Below are 23,285 nucleotides of genomic sequence, written 5' to 3' on the forward strand. Positions count from 1 at the left end.
GGCCGGCCCCACGGCCGGCCGGCCGAAGCCCGCGCGCACCCGCGCCGCACCGCCGTCCACGTCGTGGTGACGCCCCTGTCCGGGTGACGCCCCCGCGCGCCACAGAGACGAAGCGACCGGAAAACACATGAGCACTTCCTCGTACCTGATCAGACGCGTCCTCCAGGCCGTCGCGGTGATCGTCATCGTGACCGTCGTCGTCTTCGGCCTGCTGCACGCGCTCCCCGGAGGCCCCGCGCGCGGGATCCTCGGCCCCCAGGCCACCGCCCAGCAGATCGCGAGCTTCAACCACGAACAGGGCCTCGACAAGTCCCTGCCCGTGCAGTACTTCCACTACCTCGGCAGGCTGCTGCACGGTGACCTCGGGACCTCCTACACCCTCAACGAGCCGGTCTCCCAGCTCATCGGCGAACGGCTGCCCAAGACCCTGGTGCTGACCCTGCTGTCGGCTCTCGTGGGCCTCGTCCTCGCGATCCCGCTGGGCATGTGGCAGGCCGTGCGCCGCAACAAGGCCACGGACTACGTCATCACCACGCTCAGCTTCATCGCCTACTCCACGCCCGTGTACTTCCTCGGGCTGATCCTGGTGCTGGTCTTCAGCCAGGAGCTGGCCTGGTTCCCCTCGCAGGCCCCGCAGGGGGAGACCGTGGGGCAGGTGTTCTCCGACCCGCAGGGCCTGGTCCTGCCGGTGTTCGCGGGCGCGGCCTCCATGATCGCCGTGTTCAGCCGCTACATGCGGGCGGCCACCCTGGAGAACCTCTCCGAGGACTACGTCCGCACGGCCAGGGCGGGCGGCTCCCGCTCCCGCGCCATCCTCGCGCGGCACGTGTTCCGCAACTCGCTGACCCCCGTGGTGGCCATGCTCGGCTACTACATCCCCGTGCTCTTCGGCGGCGCGCTCGTTGTCGAGCAGCTGTTCAACTACCCGGGCATGGGGCTGCTGTTCTGGACGGCGGCACAGTCCTCCGACTACCCGGTCCTGCTGGGCTGCGTCCTGGTGATCGCCGTCGCCACCGTCACCGGCACGCTGCTCGCCGACATCGTCCAGCGGATCATCGACCCCCGAGTGAAGGCAGGCCGGGCATGAGCGCCGTCATCCAGCCGGACGCGGTCCCGACGAAGGCCGCCGCCCCGCGCGAGGCCACCGGCACCCGCCTGGCCGTCCGCCGCTTCCTGCGCAACAGACTGGCCGTGGTCGGACTCGCCGTCGTGGTCCTCTTCTTCCTGTTCTGCTTCGTCGGCCCGCTGGTGTACTCCACCGACCAGACCCACACCGTGCTCGAACAGGTCAACCTCGCCCCCAGCGGCGCCCACTGGCTCGGCACCGACGCCGTCGGCCACGACGAGCTGGGCCGGCTCATGTACGGCGGCAAGGTCTCGCTGATCGTCGGCCTCGCCGCGGGCGTACTGGCCACCTGCATCGGCACGCTGTGGGGCGCCGCCGCAGGCTACGCGGGCGGCTGGATCGACGCCCTGATGATGCGGATCGTCGACGCCGGCATCGCGATCCCCGCCCTGTTCATCCTGCTGGTGGTCTCCGCCATCACCACACCGGGCCTCGCCGGACTCGTCCTCATCCTCGGCCTGGTGTCCTGGCTGGTGCCCTCCCGGCTGGTCCGGGCCGAGACCCTGACCCTGAAGAACCGGGACTACGTCCTGACCCTGCGCGCCATCGGCGGCACGCACGCCCGGGCGATCCTGCGGCACATCCTGCCCAACTCGGTGTCCACCGTCATCGTCGCCGCCACCTTCCAGGTCGCCGACGCCATCCTGCTCGTCGCCTACGTCTCCTACCTGGGCATGGGAGTGCGGCCACCGCAGACCGACTGGGGCGGCATGCTCTCCGCCGGCCTCACCGCCGCCTACTCCGGCTACTGGTGGCTGATCCTGCCGCCCGGCCTGGCCATCATCCTGGTGGTGTGGGCGTTCAACGCGATCGGGGACGGACTCCGCGACGCATTCGACGTGAGGGGACGCGGATGACCGCCACCACCGACGGCTCCGCCGCCCGCACCGCGGCGGCCGAGCCGATCCTCGAACTCGACGGCCTGGGCGTCGTCTTCACCACCGAGACCGGCGAAGTGCCCGCGGTCCAGGGCGTGTCCCTCCAGGTCCGGCCGGGCGAGACGCTCGCCCTCGTCGGCGAGTCCGGCTCCGGCAAGTCGACCATCGCGCTCGCCGCGATGGGCCTGCTCACCGGGAACGCCCGTGCCACCGGCAGCGCCGTCATCGCCGGCACCCAGATCGTCGGCGCCTCGGAGAACGGCCTCGCCGCACTGCGCGGCAAGACCGCCTCCATGGTGTTCCAGGAGCCGGCCACCGCGCTCGACCCGCTCACCCGCATCGGGAAGCAGATCGCCGAAGTGATCCGCAACCACCGCGAGGTGAGCGCCAAGGACGCGGCCGCCGAAGCCGTCGACCTGCTGCGCAGGGTCGGCATCCCGGAGCCGGAGCGGCGGGCTCGCGCCTACCCGTTCCAGCTCTCCGGCGGACAGCGGCAGCGCGTCGTCATCGCCATGGCCATCGCCAACGAACCCAGACTGCTCATCGCGGACGAGCCGACCACCGCCCTCGACGTGACCGTGCAGGCCGAGATCCTCGACCTGCTGCGCCGGCTCGCCGCCGAGACCGGCACGGGCGTGCTGCTCGTCACCCACAACATGGGCGTCGTCGCGGACTTCGCGGACCGGGTCGCCGTCATGTACCAGGGGGAGATCGTGGAGAGCGGGGCGGTCGAGGACGTCCTGCTGCGGCCCGCCCACGACTACACCCGGCGGCTGCTGGCCGCCGTACCGCGGCTGTCGGTCGCGGAGCCGGGCGCCGAAACGGGCGCCGAGACGGGCGCCCACCCGGTGTCCGAGCCGGTCGCCGTGCGCGGTCCGGAAGCCGAACCGGCGGACGCATCAACCGAGTCCGGCGAATCCGTCGTCGAACTGCGTGACATCAGCGTGGTGTTCGGCCGCGGCAAGGCCGCCGTGCACGCCCTCGACGGAGTGTCCTTCCGGGTCGGCCAGGGACAGACCCTCGGCCTGGTCGGCGAGTCCGGCTCGGGCAAGTCGACCGCCGCCCGGGTCGCGCTCGGCCTGGTCGCGCCCACCTCCGGAACCGTCTCCCTGTTCGGCACCGACCTGGGCCGCACCCGCGCCCGGGCCCGTCGCGCGCTGCGGGCCGGCATCGGTGTCGTCCTCCAGGACCCGGTGGCCTCCCTCGACGCCCGGATGACCATCGGCGAGTGCATCGCCGAACCGCTGCGGATCCACCGCCGCGACCTCACCGCCAAGGACCGCCAGGCCAGGATCGCCGACGTCCTCGACCAGGTACGGCTGCCCCGCGAGGTCGCCCGCCGCGCACCCCGCGAACTCTCCGGCGGACAGCGCCAGCGGGTCAGCCTGGCCCGCGCCCTGGTGCTCGAACCCCGGCTGCTGGTCGCGGACGAACCCACCAGCGCGCTCGACGTGAGCGTGCAGGAAGCGGTCCTGGCGGTGATCACCGAACTCCAGCGAGAACTGGGCTTCGCCTGCCTCTTCGTCTCCCACGACCTCGCCGTCGTGCAGCACTTCGCCCAGCACGTCGTCGTCATGCGCGCCGGCCGGATCGAGGAGCAGGGCACCACCGGGACGACCCTGCTGCATCCGGAGACCGACTACACCCGCCGCCTGCTGGCCGCCGTGCCGGTACCCGACCCCGTGGTGCAGCGGGGCCGCAGGGCCGAGCGGCTGGCCGCCCTCGCGGCCGGCCGTACGGAGGCCCAGGCGTGACCGGACCCCTGCTCTCCCCCCACACCCCGCAGGACCTCGCGATGCACACCCCACCCCTCCGGCCGCTGTTCGCCGGCATCGACATCGGCGGCACCACCACCCAGGTGGTGCTCTGTTCGGACGACCTGACGGTCCTCGACCGGGCGGAGACGGCCACCCCGGCGCGGGAGGGCGGCGAGGCCATGATCGGCACCGCGCTCGACACCCTCGCCCCGCTGCTGGCCCGTACGCCGGGCCGTCTGGTGGGCGTGGGAATCGGCGCCGCCGGGGTGGTGGACTCCGCCAGCGGCCGCATCCTGGTCGCCAGCGACTCCTTCCACGGCTGGGCGGGCTTCGCCGTCACCGCCGCCGTCGAGGAAGCCCTCGGTGTGCCCGCCTACCTGGACAACGACGTCAACGCCTTCCTGTACGGAGAGGTGCACGGCGGGGCGGTGCACGGCGAGACCGACGTGCTCGGCATGACCCTGGGGACCGGCGTCGGCGGCGCCCTGTGGACCAACGGCGCCCTGTACGCCGGCCCGCACGGCGCGGCCGGCGAGATCGGGCACATCCCCGGCTTCGGAGACCTGCCCTGCTCGTGCGGCGGGCGCGGCCACCTGGAGACGCTGGCCTCCGGCCGCTCCATCGCGGCCCGTTACGCCGACCGCACCGGTCTGCGGCGGACCGCGCGCGAGGTGGCCGAGGCCGCGGCGGGCGGCGACGAGGACGCCCGCGCGGTGTACCGCGCCGCCGGGGCGGGCATCGCCCGCGCGATCGTGATCACGGCGGGCGTCGCCGACATCACGACGGCGGTCGTCGGGGGCGGCGTCAGCCGGGCCTGGCCCCTGCTGGAACCGTTCATCCAGTCCGCGCTCGCCGCCGACCCGCCGGTCAGCGGTCACCCCGTACGCCTGGTCCGGGCCGCGCTGGCCTCCGACGCCGTCCCGGTCGGCGCCGCCGCCCGCGTACGAGGCGAACTGGCCACGAAGCCCGAGACGACCACGGTGTAGCGAGGGAGCGAACGGATCGGCGAGCCGTTCGCTCGTGGAGGTCGGACCGGACCCGGCGACCGGCTGGGAGGACGAGCTGCCCGGACAGCTCGTCCGGGCCCGGCGGACGGTGCCCGACGAGGCACGGACGACGGCCGAGGCAGCTGCGCCGGGCGCCTGCGGCCGTCCTATACTCCACCCCCATGGGGACCGTTGCTGCAAACGTTGTTGAAGACCTCGCTTCGACAGGTGTGCTGAGGGTTTCGATCAACCTGGGCAACCCCGTCCTCGCCCAGGGCACCCCCGCACACCCCGCCGGCGTCACGGTGGACATCGCCCGTGAGATCGGCCGGCGTCTGGCAGTGCCGGTGGAACTCGTCTGCTTCGACGCCGCGCGAAAGTCGTTCGCAGCCATGACATCGGGCCGAGCGGATCTCTGCTTCCTCGCGGTCGAACCGGCTCGGGAGGCAGAGGTCGCCTTCACCACCCCGTACGTAGTGATCGAGGGCGTGTACGCAGTGCCCGTGGAATCGGATCTCCGGTCCGCCGCCGACATCGACCGGCCGGGCGTCCGCGTCGGCGTCAAACAGGGCTCCGCGTACGACCTCTATCTCAGCCGTACGCTTCAGCGTGCAACCGTGGTACGGGGCGACGAGGGCGTGGACGTCTTCCTTGGGCAGGGGCTGGAGGCCGCAGCGGGCATCCGGCAGCCGATGTCTGCTTTCGTCGCAGAACACGCAGATCAGGTCCGGCTGATCGAGGACCGCTTCATGGAGATCCGACAGGCCGTCGGGGTTCCGCGGAAGTCCGACCCCGAGACCGTACGTTTCCTGCGCACGCTGGTCGAGGAACTGAAGGCGGAGGGGTTCGTGGCCGACGCCCTTGGCCGCTCGCACCAGTCCCGCACGCTCGTTGCGCCGCCGGCGTAGCGTCGCCGCGGGGCCGTCGCCGACCCGTCGGAGGTGTCTGGCAGACTCCGCGGGCATGGGAATGTTCAAGCGGTCCAACAAGGCGGACACTGCTGGTCGGGCAGGGGAGGGGCCCGACCTGAGCGTGCTTCTGCTGCAGGGCGAAGACATGATCGAGCAGGTGGGCCGGGCTCACATGTCCTGGGGCCTGGGCTCGGCGGACCGCTGGGATCTGGACCAGACGACCGGCATCATCACCTGGACCTTCCCCGACAAGACGGCGACGGCGTCGGCTCAGATCCTCGGCAGCTTCGCTCCAAGAGCGGGTTCATGGCTGTGGGCCTGGGCCAACCAGAGCCTCCTTCCCCACATGAGCCGCGACTCCCGCAGCTTCTGCGACTGGGCGGAGGCCAACGGGCATCCCGGGCTGGCTCAACCCAAGATCGACGCCGACGAGCAGACGGCTTCGACGCTTGCCGCCCTGGCTTTCCGGATCACCGGGGCGACCGGTTATTACCGGGGTCCCGGCGGCAACTCCTCCTACGTGATCATCACCTTCGGACCGGTCACCCTGACGAGCGCGGACGGCAGCGTCTCCACCTTCAACATCAACGTCGGCCAGCGCCGGGCCGGCGCTCCGGTCCCTGGCCGGACACTGGAGCTTGTTCGGCCGGTGGCCAGAACCATTCCTGACGACCTGACGGCTGGTGATGATCAGTGAGCGTCCCGAGCTCAGTGAGCACGCAGCGCCTGGCCGGCCCGGCATCCAGGCTCCGCATCAGGGCCGTCCATCGGCGGTAGCGGTCCTCGGCGGGCCGGATCTCCCTCGGTGCCCACCGGACCGGGGCGATACCGTGCCCCCGTGTGCGTATCAACAGCTGAAGCCGCGTTCTCCGGCACGATCGTGTACTGCGGGCGGCAGCACCACCCCGAGCACGGCCTCATCCACGTCCTGGGCTACCAGAACACCGCCGCCAACCTGGCGGACGGCCCGAACGCCCTGCTGCTGCACCTGCCCACCAGGCAGCTCACCCCCCGGCAGTTCCTCTCCGCCGGACGCAACGGCGATGTCCTGCACCGCATGGTCACCGCTGTCGAATCCGCCGCAGCGGCAGCTGACGGCATCGCATGGATGGATGCGGAGCCCCAGACCGTCCAGGTCTTCGACCATGACGTCTACACGGTGCTCCTCGCCGCAGAGCCCACCGCGATCGCCGCCGCGCTCGGAGAGGTGCCGCCACACCGGCGCCCCGACCTCGGCCCAGACCTGTTGCGCTTCTACACCGACCTCTTCCCCGACCACACCATCGCCGTGTGCTGCTTCGACAACGCCGACGCGCAACGTGCCAGACCCTTGCTGCTTTGGTACCCGCCCCTCGACCCCGACCGGTTGACCGTGCCGGCCCTGGACAGCCACACCGGAGCGGCGCCGGACCTCGACGCCGGCGTACCCGCCGACCACTGGGTCCTGCTCTCCACCGACCAGGCCCCCTCTGACTGGGGCGCACCCGTCACGTACCCCAGGGACATGCGCCACCACCTGCGGGCTTTCCTGCCCGCCACCGTCCTGGGCCGGCGCTTCGGACGAGAGCAGACCCTGCCCAACGGAGACTTCACCATCAGCCACCGCGACCTGCTCAGCGGCGACCTGGACCGCATCGAACGATTGCGACCGACCCTCCGCTGAAGGGCGGGGCGTCCATCCTGGCCTGTGTGAGGATCCCGGCGTGAACGATCTGCGCACCCGTCGCGCCGAGGAGACGGACCTTGCCACTCTCGTTCGACTGCGCGCCGCCGCCCGCTGGATGCTCGCCCGGGGCACCACCGGTCAGTGGCGGCCCGGCGAGCTCGGCGTGGCCCGCTTCCGCAGGGTCATGGCGGGTGGTGAGATCTGGTTCGCTGAGGCCGACGGCCGCGTGGCCGGGGCTCGGGAGCTGTGGTGGGACGACGAGGACGCGTAGGGGCCACAGCCACCGGTGGCCGGCTAGGTGCACCGGCTGATGGTGGACCGCAGCACCGCCCAGCCCGGGACGGGGGCGGGCCCTGCTCGGTGCGGCGGAGCGTCGTGTCGCCACGAGGGGGCGGGCGTTTGGCGGGTCGATCAGGTCGTTCGGCACCGCCGCACACGGTGCGGTTCACCGGCCGGTCCTCACCCGTCGGCCGCGGCCCGGTGCGTTCTCGTCGCCGGGCCGCGGCGGGCCTTCTGCGGTGTCAGGCCGGCAGGTGGAACTGCTGGTTGGTGCCGCCGGCGCAGGTCCAGATCTGCAGCCGGGCTCCGTTGGCCGTCGACTTGTCCGTGACATCGAGGCACTTGCCCGACGCCGGGTTCACCAGGGTGTTGCCGCTGCCCTGCTGCCAGATCTGGGCACCGGTGCCGTTGCAGTCGTACAACTGGACCTTCGTGCCGTTGGCGGTGCCGGCGGCGGTGAGATCCATGCACTTGCCGAGACTGCGGACAGTGTTGTCGGACCCTACGGTCCACTGCTGGGCCGTGGTGCCGTTGCAGTCATACATCTGAACGGCGGTGCCGTTGGCGCTGTTCGCCCCCGCGACGTCCACGCACTTGCCGCCGAGGCCGGTGATCTGGCCGGTGGAGCCGGCGGGCGGCGGGGTGGTCGTACCGCCGGTCACGGTGTTGAAGGTGCTGGAGAACTGCCAGGCACTCTGCGGGGTGCCGCTGCAGGAGTCGGAGAGCTGGCCGTTGGTGGCGCACGCCTTGTCACGGCCGAGCGCCCAGAAGGCGAGCTCCTGGATGCCCTTGGACTTGGCGAAGTTGGTCAGTGTGGTCGCGTTGCCGGTGGTGAAGATCTCGCTGGTGTCGTCGTTGACCCCGATCATCGGGGTGTTGCCCTCCATCGCCCACAGCTGGGCGTCGGACTTCTCCGGCCAGATGGAGCCGAGCTGGCTGCGCAGGGCGGTGGCGGCGTCGGTGGCCGCCTTGCCCATGTCGCGGGTGCCGTCGTAGTAGTCCATCGTCATGATGTTGACGAGATTGACGGTGAGCCCGTTGCTCTTGGCGTTCGACAGCAGCTTCGTGCCGTTGCCGTCGAGACCGTTCGGCATGGACGGCAGGGTGTACTGGACGTCCAGCTTGCGCCCGGCGGCGGCGTACTCCTGCTGGAGCTGGGCGAGGGCCTTGTTCCGGCGGTCGTTGGCGGCGGTGTCGGCGATCGCGCTGCCCTCGATGTCGAAGTCGACCCGGGTGAGGTTGAGGGTGTCGATGACCTTCTTGTACTGGGCCTTGAGCGAGGCCACGGTGGTACAGGCCTGGGCCTCCTCGGTGCCGGAGGCACCGCCGAAGGAGGCGATGACGTCGCCGCCCGCGGCGCGCAGGGAGTTGATCGCCGACGTCCAGCCGGCGTCGGTGACGGGCGTGTCGCCGTTGAACATGGCGTTACAGCCGCCGCCGTCGATGACGAAGGCGAGAGTGAAGTACTTCAGGCCGGTGGCGTTGCGGGCGTTGGTCATGGCCGAGGGCGAGTTCCACGTCTCGACGTACGGCGCGGCGTAGTGGGCGGGGAAGCCGGGGCCGGGATTGGTCGCGGCGCTCGCGGAACCGCCGGCGGCGACGAGGACGGTGGCAGCCGTCGCGAGGAGCGCGGGAACGGCCGTGAGGGCTCTGGCGGCGGATCTGTTCACAGGACGGCTCCTGTCATGGACGCAACAAGCGCGAGTGGGGGGTGTCGTGGTGGAGCATTCGGGAGCTGAAGGTGAAGAGTGGCAGAGGTTCACACACTTGAACGATGGCTTCACTGCTGAACCATCGGTGGTTGAAGACGGTATGGACTAGACCAGCTGTGCGTCAATACCCCGTGCACCGGCGGCAGTTCGGGTGGCCGTCTCCCCTTCGGCAAGAAGGCCGCCACCGACGGCCGGCGCGTCTTCCTGGCCGGGAACCACGGACCGGGGCGGCTTCGTGTCCTGCAACGGGTGTGCGGCGAACCCGACGCCACGTGGAGGGGGACCATGCAGATCATCGAGGTGACCGGCTATGCCGTCAGGTCTGCTGTGATCACCATGAGACGGACGCAGACGCCGCTCGAATTCGTGATCTTCCCGATGCTGCATGTGGCATCGCCGACGTTCTACTCCCAGGTCCGCCTCCGGCTCAGGGAATGCGATCTCATAGTCGTCGAGGGAATCCGGGGAAGATCGGCCGGGGTGAGCGCCCTCACGCTGGCCTACCGGTTCGCCCCGCGCCGGCGGCGCAACGGCCTGCAGGAGCAGAGCGACGGACTGGTGCTTCCCGAAGGCGTGCCGGTGGTCAACCCGGATGTGACCGCGGGCGAAGCGGTCGCCGACCTGAAGACACTGCCCCGGTGGATGTACGTACTGCTCATGCTCGCGGCCCCGGTGATGGGCCTGGTGTTCGCGGTGCGCGGTCCGCGCGCCTTCCTCGACGAGGACCAGGTTGTCGAGGACCTGCCGTCGACACACCGAGCGGAGATGATGGCCGACAACCCGGTCGAGCACGCGATGAGCGACCGGCGCGACCAGCGGTTGCTCGACGCACTCGGCGAGATCTACACGGAACGCGGCGCCGAGCCGATCCGGGTGGCCGTCGTCTACGGCGCCGGCCACGTCCCGGCGATCGTGTCAGGGCTGTGGAACCGCTACGGGTACCGGCCACGCGAAGCGGAGTGGCTCACCGTCCTCGTCCCGGAGTAGATGACAGGACGGGCCCCCTTGCCGGCAGCCCGGCACCGACCGCGGCCGCCCGGCCCACCGCTCGCAGCGATTTGAGCCATCGACGGCCACCACGAACTGCAGGCCGCGGCCACGGCCCGTCGGCCGGTGCAACTCCTCTCGTTCCTGGCCCTGGTGGAGGGCCTGGCCGGAGCGGAAGACCATGCTCGACTGCCTGCCCTGCGTGCCCAACCCCGCTCGGCCCGAGCGACTGCTCACTGAACCCGGACCGTCGGCGAGACCGGTGTGTCCGCATGCCCCAAGTCCGCCAAGAGCGACGGCGCGTGACCATGTCGCCCCCGATGGAACGCCGAACGCCGTGTCATGGCCGTGGGGGCTCGTGGGCCGTGCGGGTACTGGCTGCCCGGTCGTCGAGATGGTGCCGCAGGATCGAGGCGAAGTCCGGGTCGGGGTGCAGGCCGAGGGCCGCGGCGCGGCTGTTGTCGAAGGCGGCGGGCCAGGAACCCACGATGGCTTCGACGGCGGGGTCGGGGGCGATGGTGACCAGGTCGGCAACGGCGTCTCCGGCGGCCTGCCGGAGCGTGGCCAGCATGTCGGTGACCGAGACGGTGAGGGCGGGCAGGTTGACCGGAGCCGAGCCGGACAGCTGTCCCGGTCCGGTGCCGCGGGCGACCTCGGCGAGGTGCAGTAGTCCGAGGACGGTGCGCTGGGGGGAGGCGAGGGCCACACGGAGGCCGGGGTCGACGGGACACGTAGCCGGAAGGCCGGCGAGAGGGTCGCGGATGATGGCGGACAGGAACCCGGAGGCGGCCGCGTTCGGCTTCCCAGGGCGTACGGCCACGGTCATCAGGCGGGCGACCCGTCCGTCGACGAAGCCGCGCCGGGTGCAGTCGGCGATCAACTGCTCGCACATGAGTTTCTGGGTTCCGTAGCTGGTACGCGGGGTGGGGAGCGTGAACTCGTCGACGGGCGGCGCCGGCGGCCGGCCGGGGTGGATGCCGAAGACGGCGAGGCTGCTGGAGAACACCAGCCGCGGCACCGGCCCGCCGGCAGCGCTCTGCCCGCGGGCGGCGTCCAGCAGGGCGCGGGTCACGTCGAGATTGGCGTGCATGCCCAGATCGAAGTCCTCCTCGCACTCGGCCGACACGGCGGCCGCGAGATGGAAGATCACGTGGACCGGGTCGGCGAAGAGGTCGTCGAGCCGGTCGGACAGGTCACCTTGCACGACCGTGACGAGGGGATCGTCCACCCCGGCCGCGTCGTCGGGCACGATGCGGTCGGCGAGCACCAGCCCTTCGATCGGTGCGCCGCAGAGCATCCGCTGTTCGAGGAGGGGAGCGGTGAGCCGGGATCCCAGGAACCCGAACGCACCGGTGACGGCGATCCTCATGTGTGGTCTCCTCGGTATCGGTCCGGTGGGTGCCGGAACAGGGCCGACTGCTGAAGATCCTTCTTGCCGAGGAGGCGACCCGTCCGCGCCGGACTCACGCGCACCGTGACCACCACTTGGTCGATCCGCCTCCCGTCGGCCGGACAGTCACACAGCGACGTCGGGCTACCCCGGCCCGGACAACAGCCAAACCGCACCCCGGCAAAGCCACCACAGGCAGGTCCGTGAACGGCCGAAACCGCAGCCGGCGGGGGAATCCTCACCTGCCGCACGGACCGACCGCCGCGCACGGACAAGGTGAGCCGGAGACCGCGCCCGACCCCCTGCGCTCGCGGCGCCTCCCTGAGCGTCCGGACACGGACGCCCCGCACCCCTTGAACACGCCGACCACGGTCGGCCGGCCCTCCCCGGCACCTCGCTCCGCCGCGCCCCACGACCACGTGCGGCGCGCCTGCCGGACGTTGCGCGAACCTGCCCCCGCGCGATCTCCCGAACTCCACTATGTCCCTTATTGTGGCTTTCGTTGTCGTGTCTCGGTCGATGGGATGGAGTTGGGGCCGTGGCGTTCGCGGAGTCGTCGGCCGGTGAGGGTGGGGCGAAGGCTTCTCCAGGTAAGGCCCCGAAGCCCGGGCAGCGGTCCTGGGCTCCGCTGCTCGCGGTGTGCGCCGGGTACTTCATGGTGATCCTGGACGTGACGGCCATCAACGTCGCCGTGCCGGTGATCGGCCGGGAACTGTCGGCCTCGCTCACCGGCATCCAGTGGATCACCGACGGATACACCCTGGTCTTCGCCGGACTCCTGCTCACCGGCGGCGCGTTGGGCGACCGGCTGGGCAACCGGCGGGTCTTCTGCGTGGGCGTAGCGGTGTTCACGCTCGCCTCAGCCGCGTGCGCGCTCGCCACGAGCGCCCCCCTCCTGGTCGCGGCCCGGCTGGTCGAGGGGCTCGGCGCGGCCCTGATCGTGCCCGGCTCGCTGGCCCTGCTCCAACAGGCCTACCCGGGGACGGCCGCACGCTCCCGCGCCTTCGGACTGTGGGGTTCGATGGCGGGCATCGCGGCCGCCGCCGGTCCGCTGCTGGGCGGGCTGCTCGTCTCCACCCTCGGCTGGCGCTGGGTGTTCCTCGTCAACCTGCCCGTCGGAGCGGCCTGCCTGGTACTGACGCTGCGGCACGTGACACGCTCGCCCCGCCGCGCCGACCGGGCCCTGGACTGGCCGGCGCAGTGCGCGGTGATGGCGACGGCCGCCCTGCTGACCGCCGCGCTCAACGAGGCCGGACGCCGGGGCTGGTCCGATCCGGCCGTACTCGCGGGGCTCGGCCTGGCCGTCCTGGCCGCCGCGGCGTTCGCGGTACGCGAGCGGCTCGCCCGCTCGCCGGTCCTGCCACCGAGCCTGCTGCGCTCCCGGGCGATGAGCGGGGGAGCCGTCATCGGCCTGCTGTTCAACTTCGGCTTCTACGGCATGGTGTTCACCGCCAGCCTCGAATTCCAGCACCAGCGCCACTTCAGCGCCCTGGGCACCGGGGTGGCGCTGTTCCCGGCGGTGGCGATGACCATGTTCGCCTCCGTCCTGTCCGGCCGGCTGACCCGCCGTACCGGAGATCGCCCACTGGTGATCTCCGGCATGCTCCTGGCCGCCCTCGGACTGACCGGCTGGGCCGCCGCAGGTACCGACCCCGCCTACCCGTTGCTCGTCGCCCCGATGATGGCCGCGGGATTCGGCACCTCCTTCGCCCTCACCGGCACGACCGCCACGGTGATGGGGGCCGCGCCCGCCGCCTACGCGGGCGCCGCCTCCGCCCTGTTCAACACCACTCGCCAGATCGGCAGCGCCACCGGCGTCGCGCTCGGCGGCAGTCTGCTGGCCACCGCCACCGACTACACCACGGGCCTGCGCGTCAGCATGGCCGTCGGCGCGCTGGCCTACCTGGCCGCCGTGGGCCTGGCATGGCTGTGTGTACCGGCGGTGCCGACGAAACCCATGACTGCTTGAGAACGCCGTGCAGAGCCGCGGGCGCGGAAGTCCCGCGCCTACGCGGAGGTGTTGGCGTGCGCCGGCTCTGCCGCCACGACGAGGGGCTTGACGGCCGGTGCGGGCATGGACCGGCGGAGACGGAGCTGCCGCGTGACCTCCGTCAGGTCCGCGATGAACGTGCCCGCGAGCTCGGCGGTGAACCCGGTACGGACGACGAGGCGCAGGACGGAGACGTCCTGGCAGGGAGCGGGGAAGGCGTAGGCGGGCAGCTGCCAGCCGCGTGCGTGCATGGCGCGGGAGACGTCGAAGACGGTGAAGCCGTGGGTGCCGTGCGCGAGACGGAAGGCGAGCGCCGGGAGTTCGGATCCGTCGGTGACCAGCTCGTAGGGCCCGGCGGCCCGGATGCGCGTGGCGAGGGCCCGGGCCGTCGTACGGTTCTCGACCGCGAGGCGGCGCAGCCCCTCGAAGCCGTAGCGCAGGAAGCTGTAGTACTGCGCGACGACATGGGCGCCCGGACGGGAGAAGTTGAGGGTGAAGCTGGGGGAGCTGCCGCCGAGGTAGTCCACCTCGAAGACCAGGTCGTCCGGAAGGGCCTCGGCACCGCGCCAAAGGGCCCAGCCGAGACCGGGGAAGACGTGCCCGTACTTGTGCCCCGAGGTGTTGATGGATGCGACGCGTTCGAGCTGGAAGTCCCACATCAGACCCGGGTCGAGGAACGGGGCCACCATCGCACCGGAGGCGCCGTCGACGTGTACGGGGATGTCGGTGCCGGTCGCGGCCTGGTAGCCGTCCAGGGCCATGCAGATGTCGGCGACGGGCTCGTAGGATCCGTCGTAAGTGGAGCCGAGGACGGTGACGACGCCGATGGTGTTGTCGTCGCAGTAGGCGGTGAGGGTGTCGGGCGTGAGGTGGTAGCGGCCGGGCTCCATCGGGACGTAACGCGGCTCGACCTCGAAGTAGTTGGCGAACTTCTTCCAGCACACCTGGACGTTCGCACCCATCACCACGTTGGGCCGGGCGGTGTCCTTCCCCTGCGCGCGCCGGCGCTGCTGCCAGCGGCGCTTGAGCGCGAGTCCGCCCAGCATCGCCGCCTCACTGGAACCCGTGGTGGAGCAGCCCCGGACCTGTTCCGGGTGCGGTGCGTGCCACAGCCGGGCGAGCATCCGCACACAGCGTTCCTCCATGGCGGTGATCTGCGGGTACTCGGCGCGGTCCGCGAGGTTCTTCTCCGCGGTCTCGGCCATCAGCTGCCGTGCCTGCGGTTCCATCCAGGTGGTCACGAAGGTGGCCAGGTTGCGCTGCGCGCTGCCGTCGAGCGCGAGTTCGTCGCGCACCTGCTGCAGCACGAGGTCGGGCGGGGACGCCGCCGCCGGAAGTTCGTCGGCGGGCCCGGGGAACTGGGCCGCGGCGGGCGGGACAAGGGTGTGGATGCGGGTGTCGGTGTCGGTGCGGAAGTCGGTCGCGGAGATGACGTCGGTATCCGGGATGGGCATGTGCGCCTCGGTGCTTTCTGGTCCGTGTGGCCCCCGTGCACTTCCGACGCTAGATCGCCGAGCGGTGCGGCATCTGTGCCGATTACACCGATCCAGCGACCGGTTTGCGCACCGATGAACTGAATTTTCCCTCGCGTATACGGGCGGACCGTGGCCGGGGCCGGGCGAAGGGAGCGAGATACGGGGTCCGGGACGCCGCTCTCACCGCAAGCGCGGCGTGTGCCCCCGAGACGGCGGCCCCGGAACCCCACCAGGACAGGCGCGAGCCGTCACCCACCTCGGCAACGCCACTGGGGGAGCGGCATTGCCCGGGGGCCTGCTGATGACATCCCTGGGTCTGGTCGGCAGCCGGTGAGCAGGACGGCTGCGGTCGTGCCGTGGACGGTCCTCGCCGAACCGGAAGGCAACGAGCTGTGTGTCCATGCCCCGTCCTGCCCGTGACACGCGTCGGGATGCCTTCGCCTCCGGCCCACCCGGGGTGCCCGTCCGGCCGACCGGCAGGCCCCGATCTCAGGTACCCGCCGGTTCCGGCTCGCCCACTTCCCGGCGCGCACGGGCGGCCGGTGTGGCGAAGGCGGCCGCGACCACCAGGACGAGCACCAGGATCAGGGCGTGCCGCAGCCCGAAGTGCTCACCGAGGTAGCCGAGGGAGGGCGGGCCCACCAGGAAGGCGACGTAGCCGACGGTCGCGGCGAGCGCGACGCGGGCGGCGGAGCCGGGACCGGAGTCGCCCGCCGCGGAGAGCGCGACGGGGAACCCGAGCGACGCCCCGAGGCCCCACAGGACGGCGGCGGCAGCCGCGACCGCCTGGTTGTCGACGAAGATCACGAGGGCCAGTCCTGCGGCCCCGACGAGCGCGCTCCCGCACAGCGCCGCCGCCCGCCCGAACCGGTCGACGAACCGTCCGCCCGCGAAGCGCCCCACGGTCATCGCGGCGGCGAAGACCGCGTACACGGCCGAGCCCAGCGCGGCGTCGAAGCCGTGCCCGTCCACCATGACCAGCGGCAGCCAGTCGTTGGCGGTGCCCTCGGCCATGGCGAGCGCGAGGATGACACAGCCGATGAGCAGCAGCGCGGGGTCCCTCCACACCGTGGCGCGCGGCGCGCCCGTCGCACGGGGTCCGGCGGAGGTCTGCCGGCCCACCTCGGCCGGGACCCGCCGGATGACCAGGGCGAGCGCGCCCAGCACCACCGCCGCCACGACGAGCAGATGGACCAGGACCGGGAAGCCGACCGCCGTCAGGCACATACCGGCGACCGCCCCGAGCACGGTGCCCAGACTGAAGAAGCCGTGCATGGCGGGCAGCGTGGAGCGGCCCAGCAGCCGTTCCACCTCGGCGCCCTCGACGTTGAGGGCCACCTCGCCGCCGCCCATGCCGAGCCCGAACAGCCCGAGGCCCAGCGCCACACAGGCCCCCGATCCGACGGCGGCCCCCGCCCCGACCACCACGGCACCGGCGGCGACGGCCGACGTGCCGGCCAGGATGACGAGCCGGGCACCCCAGCGGGCCACGACGGTGCCCGAGCACAGGATGCCGAGCATCGAGCCGACCGAGAGCCCGAACAGGATGAGACCCATCTGTGCCGTGGAGGCGCCGAGCAGGTCACGCACGTCCGGGGTGCGGGTGACCCAGGAGGAGATGGTCAGCCCGGGCGCGAAGAAGAGGACGAAGACGGCGGTGCGACGCCGGGCGAGGTCAGAGGTCATGGGCGGTGGCTCCAGCTGGATCCGTACACAAGTCTGTACGACCGTACACACTGACCTGTACGTCTGTACACACTCGGGAGCGGGCAACCCATGGCACATTGAGGGCGTGAGCGGTACACGACGCGAGATCCCGAACGATCCCGGACGCAAGGAGCGGATCCTCGATGCAGCCCTGGACGTGATCTCCGAGAGCGGCGTGCACAGCACCACCCACCGGAAGATCGCAGCGCGGGCGGACGTCCCGCTGGGCTCGCTCACCTACTACTTCGACGGCATGGCGGACCTGCTCGCCCAGGCCTTCGCCCGGCTGTCCGACACGATGTCCGGTCTGTACCGGCGGACGCTGCAGTCCGCGTCCTCCACGGCAGAGGCCGAGGCGGCCGTCGTCGAGCTGATCTGCGGCCCGGCCTACGCCACGGAACGCGACATGACGCTCATCTTCGAGATGTACGCCTACGCCAACCACAACGAGGCGGTCTCCGCCACGACCCGCACCTGGCTCGAACGCAGCAGGGAGAGCCTCGCCCTGCACTTCGAGCCCGGGGTGTCCCGCGCACTCGACGCACTGATCGAGGGCTGGCCGATGCACCGGGCGTTCGCCGACGCGCCCCTGGACCGCCGCCTGGTCACCGAAACCGTCCGCGCGATCGTGGCCGCCGAGCCACGCCTGTCCACGGACACCACCTGAACCACATCGACGTGCCCTGCGGGACGTCGGCCAAGGCGAAGGAGGAAACGGCGACCGATGCCTCCGGCGCCGCCGAGCCGGGACGTCTGCGACCAAGGGCTTGTCGGAGGGCTTGCGGACGTTCGCCGAGTCGTGCAATCAAGAAGTCATCTCAATGGGCGGCCGCGCCTTCGAGTGTGAGCGTGAGGCTGCCCGGCCCTGGCGTCATGGCTTGACCGTGATGTGAGACTTGCAGCATGGACATGGGGCGGGAGTCGCGGTGGGAAAAGGACGCAATGACCGTGGAGATCGTCTTCGCCCTGGTGACTGCCGTCGCGCTGGCTGCGGCGGTCTTCGCCGTCGCTCTGTCCCTCGCCCTGGTCTTTGACATCTCCGGTTCGGTGAGGAAGGGCGTGCTGGTGGGGGGCGCACTGCTCGGAGCGACGGCCGGAGTGTGGCGCCTGGTACGGGTGCTGCTTCGGTTCGACGAGCAGCGTCGGATGGGCCGTTGACCACCGGGGTTCTCTTTGAGGTCGGCAGCCTGCCGACGTGGAGACCGTTGAGCGGCTGATGCCGGACGAGCTGTGGCGGTTGTTCCAGCGGGTGGCTCCGGAGGCTCCGTCGCGGCCACAGGGTGGAGGCCGGCGCCGCCATGGTGACGGGGAGGGGCTGGCCGCAATCGTATTGCGGGTCGCTCGGGAGTGACTGCCTGGCGGCGACTGCGGGACTGGACTGAGGCCGGGGTCTGGCCCGCCTGCACGCGAAACTCCTCGGCGAACTGCTGCGGCCGAGCGACGGGCGGCGACAGCCCCTATGGCGCTTGCCCTGCTCGGTCCATGCCGCGGCCCGGCGCCGGCGTCGGCGCGCCCCTCAGGCCACCTGCCCGCCGTGCAGCGCGGTGTAGGCGCCGCCCCGGCACAGCAGTTCCTCGTGGGTGCCGATCTCGCGGATACGGCCGTCGTCCATCACCACGATGCGGTCGGCGCCGCGCACCGTGGACAGCCGGTGGGCCACCACGAACGTCGTACGGCCACGCAGCAGGCGGGCAAGGGCCTGCTGCACCAGCGCCTCGGAGCGGGTGTCCAGCGCAGAAGTGGCCTCGTCCAGCACCAGGACCCGCGGGTCCCGGATCAGCGCGCGTGCGATGGCGAGGCGTTGACGCTGCCCCCCGGAGAGCCGGGCGCCGCGCTCGCCGACCACGGTGTCCAGACCGTGCGGGAGCCGGTCCACGAACTCCAGGGCGTTGGCGTCCCGCAGCGCGGCGCGCACCGCCTCCTCGTCGGCCTCGTCATCCATGCCGTAGGCGACGTTCTCCCGGACCGTGCCGTCGAAGAGGATCGACTCCTGCGGCACGACCGAGACGAACCGGCGGTAGGTGCGCAGGTCGAGTCTGCTCATGTCGGTGCCGTCCAGGAGCAACCGGCCGGAGGTGGGCCGGATGAAGCCGATGACGAGGTTGAGCACGGTGGACTTGCCGGCCCCCGAGGCGCCCACCAGAGCGACCGTCTCGCCCGGGACCACGTCGAGGCCGAACTCCGCCACGGCCGGACGTCCGGCGTCCTCGTAGGCGAAGCCGACCCGCTCGAACGTGACCGCCCCGCGGACGGCGGTGACCTCCTCCCGGCCCTCGTTGTCCTCCAGTTCGGGCGCCTGGAGCACCTCGCCCACCGAACGCACCGACTCCAGGCCCTTGGTGATGACCGGCGCCAGATTCGTCAGCGTGGTGGTGGAGTTGGTGAGGGTGGTCAAGAAGGCGCTCAGCATGACGACGTCGCCGGGCGTGACACCCCACACGCCGTAGTACGACACCAGCGCGGCGGCGGCCAGGACGGCGACGCCGATCACGTTCAGGACGACCCAGGCCAGCGAGCCGAAGCGGCCGTTGACCAGGTCCAGGCGCATCCCCGAGGTGAGCAGCCGGCTCAGGGTGCCGTCCATCCGGCGCAGCGCCTTGCGCTCCAGGCCGTGGGCCCGGGTGACCGGGATGAGCCGCGTCATCTCGGTCACCCGCGAGGACAGCGTCTCCACCTCGTGGCGGAAGTGCTCGTTGTGGGTCCGCAGCCGCGCCCGCAGCCGGGCCACGAGCAGGGTCGCCGCCGGCACCACGATCAGGAAGACCGGCAGGAACTCCGGTGTGCGGACGCCGATGATGACCAGTCCGCCGGTCAGTACGGTCAGCGCGCCCAGCCCCTGCTCGGCGGTCTGCTGCACCATCAGCTCGACGGTCTCGACGTCCCGTACGACCTTGGCCTGGAGCACGCCCGCGCTGACCCGGGAGTGGTAGCCGATGGACAGCTGCTGCATCCGCGTGCACAGCGCGGAGCGCAGCGTGGTGCCCATCCGGCGGACGCTGCCGTAGAGGAGGCGTACGTACAGCACGTGCAGCGGATAGTTGACCAGCAGGATCGCCATGATGACCGCGATGGACGTCCACAGCCGGGCGACCGGCCCGTGCTGGACGACCGTGTCCACGACGGACGCGGTGATCAGGGGCAGCAGCCAGACGGGGCTGTGCTTGACGGTGAACACCACGACCGCCGCGGCCAGCTTGCGGCGGTCCGCGCGCAGCAGATAGGCGAGTGTCCGGACGGGGTGTTCGCCCCGGTAGCGGTGATCGAGCGGCCGTTCCGACGTCGACGCCATCGGCGGTCATCCTCCCCTGTCCCTGCCCCCGACCTGCAGCAACCGCTTTCCCCTGGTCCGCGGGCCACCGTACACCGCCCGGGCGGCGCAGGCGCGGGGTTTTCGGGAGGGCAAGAGCCCCGTCACGGATGGCCGGGCGGCCTTTCGCCCGGCCATTGGTGGTCGGAGGGCTCCGGCGGCGGTGTCCGGACTGACGTCCTCGCCTTCGTCGTCTGTCGGGGTCCGGTCGTCGATGACGATGCGGACGGGTCGGCCTCGCCCACGTCACCGGCACGGCCGACAGCCACGTCGCACTGGCCGTCGCCGACCACATCGGGTGTACGCCGCCAGCCGTAGGTGCCAGGCGTCCCCCCAGGTGGATCCGTGGGGCTGCCGTGCCCCCTGATACCCCCGTGCTGTGTCCTGCGCCACACAGTCCGCCGTCCGGCTTGCCGCGGATCCCCGCCCTGCGCAATCTCGGGTCAACTCGCCCATTTCGCATGGAGGTTGACCGTGAACTGCCCCAGCTCCGACTGCGGTTCGTCGAACGTGCAACTGCTGTCGCTGTACGTGGACGGCCTGCCCGTGAGCGCGCCGAACCGGGAGCGTTTCGCCCGGCCTGCGCCTTCGGCCAGGAACCTGCTGCCCGCTCTCGGCCTGGCCGTCCTGGGCGTGCTGTTGCTGGTGACCGGTGAGATCCTGGCCGGCGTCGTCCTCCTCGGAGCAGGCGCGGTGTGGGGACTCGTGGCTCACCGCCGCAATCAGGAGGTGGAGCGGGCACGGAGCAAGTGGGAGAACACGAGGATCTGCCTGGCCTGCACCGAACGCTGGACGCCCTGACCCGCTTGCCGCCAGGACTTCGCGGCCTGCCCGCTGCGGACCGAGGTGCTGCAGGCTCTGCTGGAGGGGGGCGTCGAGCCGAACGGCGGTACTCCGGGCATGAACGCCGCCGCCCTGCCCAAGGCCGCCGTGGGGTGGTCCGCCGACGAGCTGCCCGGCCACTGCACAGGGGGCTGCGGACGGGCTGACCGCCACGGACACTCAACTACCGGCTGCTACGGGGGTCGTCCGTCCGCCCCGTCGCGTGAGGCGGGCGCCCCCGCGGTGCATGTCGGTCGCCCGGAGGGGAAGTGCCCGGTCCTCCGGGGCGGTTGCGTCAGGCCCGGAACGGCCGGACGGGGACCCCCTGTGTACCGGTGTCGATGACGAAGACGGAACCGGACAGCGGGGATCTGGCCAACTCCTCGGCGGACAGGCCGTTGCGCGCGGAGGTGATGTACAGGCGGCCGTCAGGGCCGAAGGCGCAGCTGGTCGGCTGGAGGACAGGCACCGGAACGACACCGACGACCCGCCCGGCCGGGTCGTACCGCCGTACCTCGCGCCCCCCGTGCATGGCCACCCAGAAGCACCCCTCCACGTCGACGGCAAGGCCGTCGGGAACGCCGGCCCCCTCGGTCTCGGCCAGCACCTCAAGGCGCCCGAGCTGTCCCGGCTCGGCGTGGAAGTCGGCCCGGTAGAGGAGGTTGGCGTAGCTGTCGGCGAGGTAGAGGACGGTGTCCTCGGCGTTCCAGCCCAGGCCGTTCGGCAGTACGAGACCGTCCGCGACGACGACGCTCGGCCCGTCGCCGTCCCACCGGTGCAGCCGGCCCAGCCCCTGCGCGAACTCCATGTCGTTGCTGCCGGCCCAGAACCGGCCGTGGGAGTCCACCTTGCCGTCGTTCATGCGCAGGTTCGGCTCGGGCAGCGCCTTGTCCACCAGCGTCAGCCCGCTGCCGGTGACGAGACCGAACCCGTCGGCCACGGCGGCGGCGAAGCCCTCCCGCGTGGCCCGGGGCGCTACCGCGCCGACCATCGTGCCGACCTCCGTGACGGTCTGCGTCCCGGTGGACAGATCGTCGTCGTACACCTTGCAGCCGTAGATGTCGACCCACAGGAGATGCCCGGTCCGCGGGTCGAACACCGGCCCCTCACCCACGTCCGACGTATCGCTGCGTACCGCCACGTCGAGATTCGAGTACGTACGGACAGCGGTCATCGCGACTCCGATCCTTGCGGCTTTCCACCAACCTCACCCCGGTCACCCCCTGATCGTCAACCGCGATTCACGGATGACGGGCATGCGAACCGCGAATGATTTCCCGCCCCTTGTCATAGCGGCGGAATGGCGGTCGTTCCGTCAGGCCGCGGAGCCTTTGTCGCAGCGCGGATGAAAGCCCGTGCGGCCGCACCGAGCGGCCGCTCCGAGTGCCACCAGATTCCCACGTCCCGATACCGGTTGAGACGGCGAATGGGCCGCATTTCCATTCCCTTGCGCAGGACCATCACCCCACCCAGGTAGTTGATGATGCCGATTCCGTGCCCCGCACGCACCATGGCACCGAGCGTGGTCGGCTGATGCGACACGATTCCGCTCGGCGACACCAGGTCCTTGATGCTCAACTCGACCTCGGCCTCGTAACCGACCACCGTGTTGGCGAGCGGGTCGCCGATCGTGATGACGCGCCGGCCCGTGAAGTCCGCGAGATCGACCTCGCTCTTCTCCAGCAGGGGATGCCCGGTCGGGGCGAGCATGACGAACGGCTCCCGCCACAGCGGACGCATGGTGAAGGCGTGGTCGTGCGGTTCGGGCCGGACCGTGCGCAGGGCCACCGAGACCCGGCGCTCGGACAGTGCCGCCTCGATGAAGTCCACGTCTCCGTCCAGGACCGCCACCCGGATCCCGGGATGCTCGTCCTGCAGCGCCGTGATGACCCCCGGGAGGAACTCCGAACTCCCGCTGGCGAAACTCGCGACGGTGACGGTTCCCGTGATGTCGCCCCGGTCGGTCTGGCGGGCCGTGACCAGTTCGTCCGCCGCCGCGAGCACCGCCCGCGCCCGGGCCAGCAGAGCGCGCCCGTCGTCGGTCAGGGTGAGGGGCCGGATACGGCGCTCGACAAGCAGACAGCCGAGTTCACGCTCCAGATTCGCGATGTGCGCCGACACACGTGGTTGCGACAAGTGCAGCTTTTCCGCCGCTCGGGTAAAGCCGCCCGTATCCACGACCTCGACCCAGGTTCGCAACCAGGCCAGTTCGAGACTCATTGACCGAACCTCCTCACCGCGCGGCCGTACCGCCGCCGGTTCGGAATTACTTCCGGCGGCGGGGCATCTGCG

The 23,285-nt window shown here is 71.3% G+C and carries 19 protein-coding genes and 1 pseudogene; 13 read left to right on the plus strand and 7 right to left on the minus strand.

Going from position 1 to position 23,285, the window contains the following annotated elements; translation table 11 throughout:
- Window positions 1-127: 127 nt before the first annotated feature.
- From ACFY0K_RS05185 to ACFY0K_RS05220, 8 genes and pseudogenes are all read left to right on the plus strand, one after another.
- Window positions 128-1,087, plus strand: a complete 960-nt coding sequence (locus ACFY0K_RS05185) for an ABC transporter permease (protein ID WP_390638663.1) — start codon at window positions 128-130, stop codon at window positions 1,085-1,087.
- Entirely contained in the window at window positions 1,084-1,983 is a 900-nt protein-coding gene (locus ACFY0K_RS05190; protein ID WP_390638664.1) for an ABC transporter permease, read from the plus strand. Before ACFY0K_RS05185 ends, ACFY0K_RS05190 begins: the two co-directional genes overlap by 4 nt.
- Window positions 1,980-3,758 (plus strand): dipeptide ABC transporter ATP-binding protein, encoded by a 1,779-nt coding sequence (locus ACFY0K_RS05195; protein ID WP_390638665.1) that lies wholly within the window; start codon window positions 1,980-1,982, stop codon window positions 3,756-3,758. The genes ACFY0K_RS05190 and ACFY0K_RS05195 overlap by 4 nt, the downstream gene beginning before the upstream one ends.
- A gap of 41 nt (window positions 3,759-3,799) precedes the next feature.
- Window positions 3,800-4,747 carry an ROK family protein gene (locus ACFY0K_RS05200; protein WP_390638853.1) on the plus strand — a complete coding sequence of 316 codons (948 nt, stop codon included), beginning with the start codon at window positions 3,800-3,802 and terminating at the stop codon, window positions 4,745-4,747.
- 182 nt (window positions 4,748-4,929) lie between these two features.
- Entirely contained in the window at window positions 4,930-5,655 is a 726-nt protein-coding gene (locus ACFY0K_RS05205; protein ID WP_390638666.1) for a transporter substrate-binding domain-containing protein, read from the plus strand.
- Window positions 5,656-5,710: 55 nt separating this feature from the next.
- Window positions 5,711-6,355 carry a DUF6882 domain-containing protein gene (locus tag ACFY0K_RS05210; RefSeq protein WP_390638667.1) on the plus strand — a complete coding sequence of 215 codons (645 nt, stop codon included), beginning with the start codon at window positions 5,711-5,713 and terminating at the stop codon, window positions 6,353-6,355.
- A 141-nt stretch (window positions 6,356-6,496) separates the two neighbouring features.
- Window positions 6,497-7,321, plus strand: a complete 825-nt coding sequence (locus ACFY0K_RS05215; RefSeq protein WP_390638668.1) for a hypothetical protein — start codon at window positions 6,497-6,499, stop codon at window positions 7,319-7,321.
- A gap of 40 nt (window positions 7,322-7,361) precedes the next feature.
- Window positions 7,362-7,719: pseudogene (locus tag ACFY0K_RS05220) on the plus strand (N-acetyltransferase); the annotation flags it as partial.
- Between the two features lie 126 nt (window positions 7,720-7,845).
- Here ACFY0K_RS05220 and ACFY0K_RS05225 read toward each other — a convergent pair.
- On the minus strand, window positions 7,846-9,273 hold the full coding sequence (locus ACFY0K_RS05225; RefSeq protein WP_390638669.1) for an RICIN domain-containing protein: 1,428 nt from the start codon (window positions 9,271-9,273) through the stop codon (window positions 7,846-7,848).
- Between the two features lie 327 nt (window positions 9,274-9,600).
- Between ACFY0K_RS05225 and ACFY0K_RS05230 the strand changes: the two genes are divergently transcribed.
- Window positions 9,601-10,302: a hypothetical protein gene (locus ACFY0K_RS05230; RefSeq protein ID WP_390638670.1), complete on the plus strand. Its 702-nt coding sequence runs from the start codon at window positions 9,601-9,603 to the stop codon at window positions 10,300-10,302.
- 340 nt (window positions 10,303-10,642) lie between these two features.
- Here the strand turns inward: ACFY0K_RS05230 and denD are convergent, their stop codons facing one another.
- A complete protein-coding gene (gene denD, locus ACFY0K_RS05235) occupies window positions 10,643-11,671 on the minus strand; it encodes a D-erythronate dehydrogenase (protein ID WP_390638671.1) in 1,029 nt (342 codons plus the stop codon).
- Window positions 11,672-12,230: 559 nt separating this feature from the next.
- Here denD and ACFY0K_RS05240 point away from each other — a divergent pair.
- Window positions 12,231-13,661, plus strand: a complete 1,431-nt coding sequence (locus tag ACFY0K_RS05240) for an MFS transporter (RefSeq protein ID WP_390638672.1) — start codon at window positions 12,231-12,233, stop codon at window positions 13,659-13,661.
- Window positions 13,662-13,699: 38 nt separating this feature from the next.
- Here ACFY0K_RS05240 and ACFY0K_RS05245 read toward each other — a convergent pair whose 3' ends face one another.
- Both ACFY0K_RS05245 and ACFY0K_RS05250 read right to left on the minus strand, forming a co-directional pair.
- Entirely contained in the window at window positions 13,700-15,136 is a 1,437-nt protein-coding gene (locus ACFY0K_RS05245) for a glutamate decarboxylase (protein ID WP_390638673.1), read from the minus strand.
- 510 nt (window positions 15,137-15,646) lie between these two features.
- Window positions 15,647-16,843, minus strand: a complete 1,197-nt coding sequence (locus ACFY0K_RS05250; protein ID WP_390638674.1) for an MFS transporter — start codon at window positions 16,841-16,843, stop codon at window positions 15,647-15,649.
- A gap of 106 nt (window positions 16,844-16,949) precedes the next feature.
- On the opposite strand from ACFY0K_RS05250, the gene ACFY0K_RS05255 reads away from it, so the two are divergent.
- Both ACFY0K_RS05255 and ACFY0K_RS05260 read left to right on the plus strand, forming a co-directional pair.
- On the plus strand, window positions 16,950-17,531 hold the full coding sequence (locus tag ACFY0K_RS05255; RefSeq protein WP_351960728.1) for a TetR family transcriptional regulator: 582 nt from the start codon (window positions 16,950-16,952) through the stop codon (window positions 17,529-17,531).
- Window positions 17,532-17,767: 236 nt separating this feature from the next.
- Window positions 17,768-18,022, plus strand: a complete 255-nt coding sequence (locus ACFY0K_RS05260; protein ID WP_351720266.1) for a DUF6332 family protein — start codon at window positions 17,768-17,770, stop codon at window positions 18,020-18,022.
- Between the two features lie 358 nt (window positions 18,023-18,380).
- On the opposite strand, the gene ACFY0K_RS05265 is transcribed toward ACFY0K_RS05260, so the two are convergent.
- Window positions 18,381-20,153: an ABC transporter ATP-binding protein gene (locus ACFY0K_RS05265; protein WP_390638675.1), complete on the minus strand. Its 1,773-nt coding sequence runs from the start codon at window positions 20,151-20,153 to the stop codon at window positions 18,381-18,383.
- Window positions 20,154-20,645: 492 nt separating this feature from the next.
- On the opposite strand from ACFY0K_RS05265, the gene ACFY0K_RS05270 reads away from it, so the two are divergent.
- The gene (locus ACFY0K_RS05270) at window positions 20,646-20,972 is read left to right on the plus strand and encodes a hypothetical protein (RefSeq protein ID WP_390638676.1); all 327 of its coding nucleotides are present in this window, start codon (window positions 20,646-20,648) and stop codon (window positions 20,970-20,972) included.
- Between the two features lie 316 nt (window positions 20,973-21,288).
- On the opposite strand, the gene ACFY0K_RS05275 is transcribed toward ACFY0K_RS05270, so the two are convergent.
- Window positions 21,289-22,167 (minus strand): SMP-30/gluconolactonase/LRE family protein, encoded by an 879-nt coding sequence (locus ACFY0K_RS05275; RefSeq protein ID WP_390638677.1) that lies wholly within the window; start codon window positions 22,165-22,167, stop codon window positions 21,289-21,291.
- Between the two features lie 113 nt (window positions 22,168-22,280).
- Window positions 22,281-23,213 carry a LysR family transcriptional regulator gene (locus tag ACFY0K_RS05280; RefSeq protein WP_390638678.1) on the minus strand — a complete coding sequence of 311 codons (933 nt, stop codon included), beginning with the start codon at window positions 23,211-23,213 and terminating at the stop codon, window positions 22,281-22,283.
- Window positions 23,214-23,285: the final 72 nt, after the last annotated feature.

Origin of the sequence: Streptomyces sp. NPDC001507 (genome assembly GCF_042894765.1) — a bacterium.
In the GTDB taxonomy this organism is placed as follows: Bacteria; Actinomycetota; Actinomycetes; order Streptomycetales; family Streptomycetaceae; genus Streptomyces.

Bases quoted from the DNA above. Each gene is read 5' to 3' on its own strand.
- ACFY0K_RS05185 (WP_390638663.1), top strand. From the start codon at position 128: ATGAGCACTTCCTCGTACCTGATCAGACGCGTCCTCCAGGCCGTCGCG.
- denD (WP_390638671.1), bottom strand. From the start codon at position 11,671: ATGAGGATCGCCGTCACCGGTGCGTTCGGGTTCCTGGGATCCCGGCTC.
- ACFY0K_RS05265 (WP_390638675.1), bottom strand. From the start codon at position 20,153: ATGGCGTCGACGTCGGAACGGCCGCTCGATCACCGCTACCGGGGCGAA.
- ACFY0K_RS05260 (WP_351720266.1), top strand. From the start codon at position 17,768: ATGGACATGGGGCGGGAGTCGCGGTGGGAAAAGGACGCAATGACCGTG.
- ACFY0K_RS05210 (WP_390638667.1), top strand. From the start codon at position 5,711: ATGGGAATGTTCAAGCGGTCCAACAAGGCGGACACTGCTGGTCGGGCA.
- ACFY0K_RS05280 (WP_390638678.1), bottom strand. From the start codon at position 23,213: ATGAGTCTCGAACTGGCCTGGTTGCGAACCTGGGTCGAGGTCGTGGAT.
- ACFY0K_RS05195 (WP_390638665.1), top strand. From the start codon at position 1,980: ATGACCGCCACCACCGACGGCTCCGCCGCCCGCACCGCGGCGGCCGAG.
- ACFY0K_RS05230 (WP_390638670.1), top strand. From the start codon at position 9,601: ATGCAGATCATCGAGGTGACCGGCTATGCCGTCAGGTCTGCTGTGATC.
- ACFY0K_RS05275 (WP_390638677.1), bottom strand. From the start codon at position 22,167: ATGACCGCTGTCCGTACGTACTCGAATCTCGACGTGGCGGTACGCAGC.
- ACFY0K_RS05190 (WP_390638664.1), top strand. From the start codon at position 1,084: ATGAGCGCCGTCATCCAGCCGGACGCGGTCCCGACGAAGGCCGCCGCC.
- ACFY0K_RS05245 (WP_390638673.1), bottom strand. From the start codon at position 15,136: ATGCCCATCCCGGATACCGACGTCATCTCCGCGACCGACTTCCGCACC.
- ACFY0K_RS05200 (WP_390638853.1), top strand. From the start codon at position 3,800: ATGCACACCCCACCCCTCCGGCCGCTGTTCGCCGGCATCGACATCGGC.
- ACFY0K_RS05205 (WP_390638666.1), top strand. From the start codon at position 4,930: ATGGGGACCGTTGCTGCAAACGTTGTTGAAGACCTCGCTTCGACAGGT.
- ACFY0K_RS05250 (WP_390638674.1), bottom strand. From the start codon at position 16,843: ATGACCTCTGACCTCGCCCGGCGTCGCACCGCCGTCTTCGTCCTCTTC.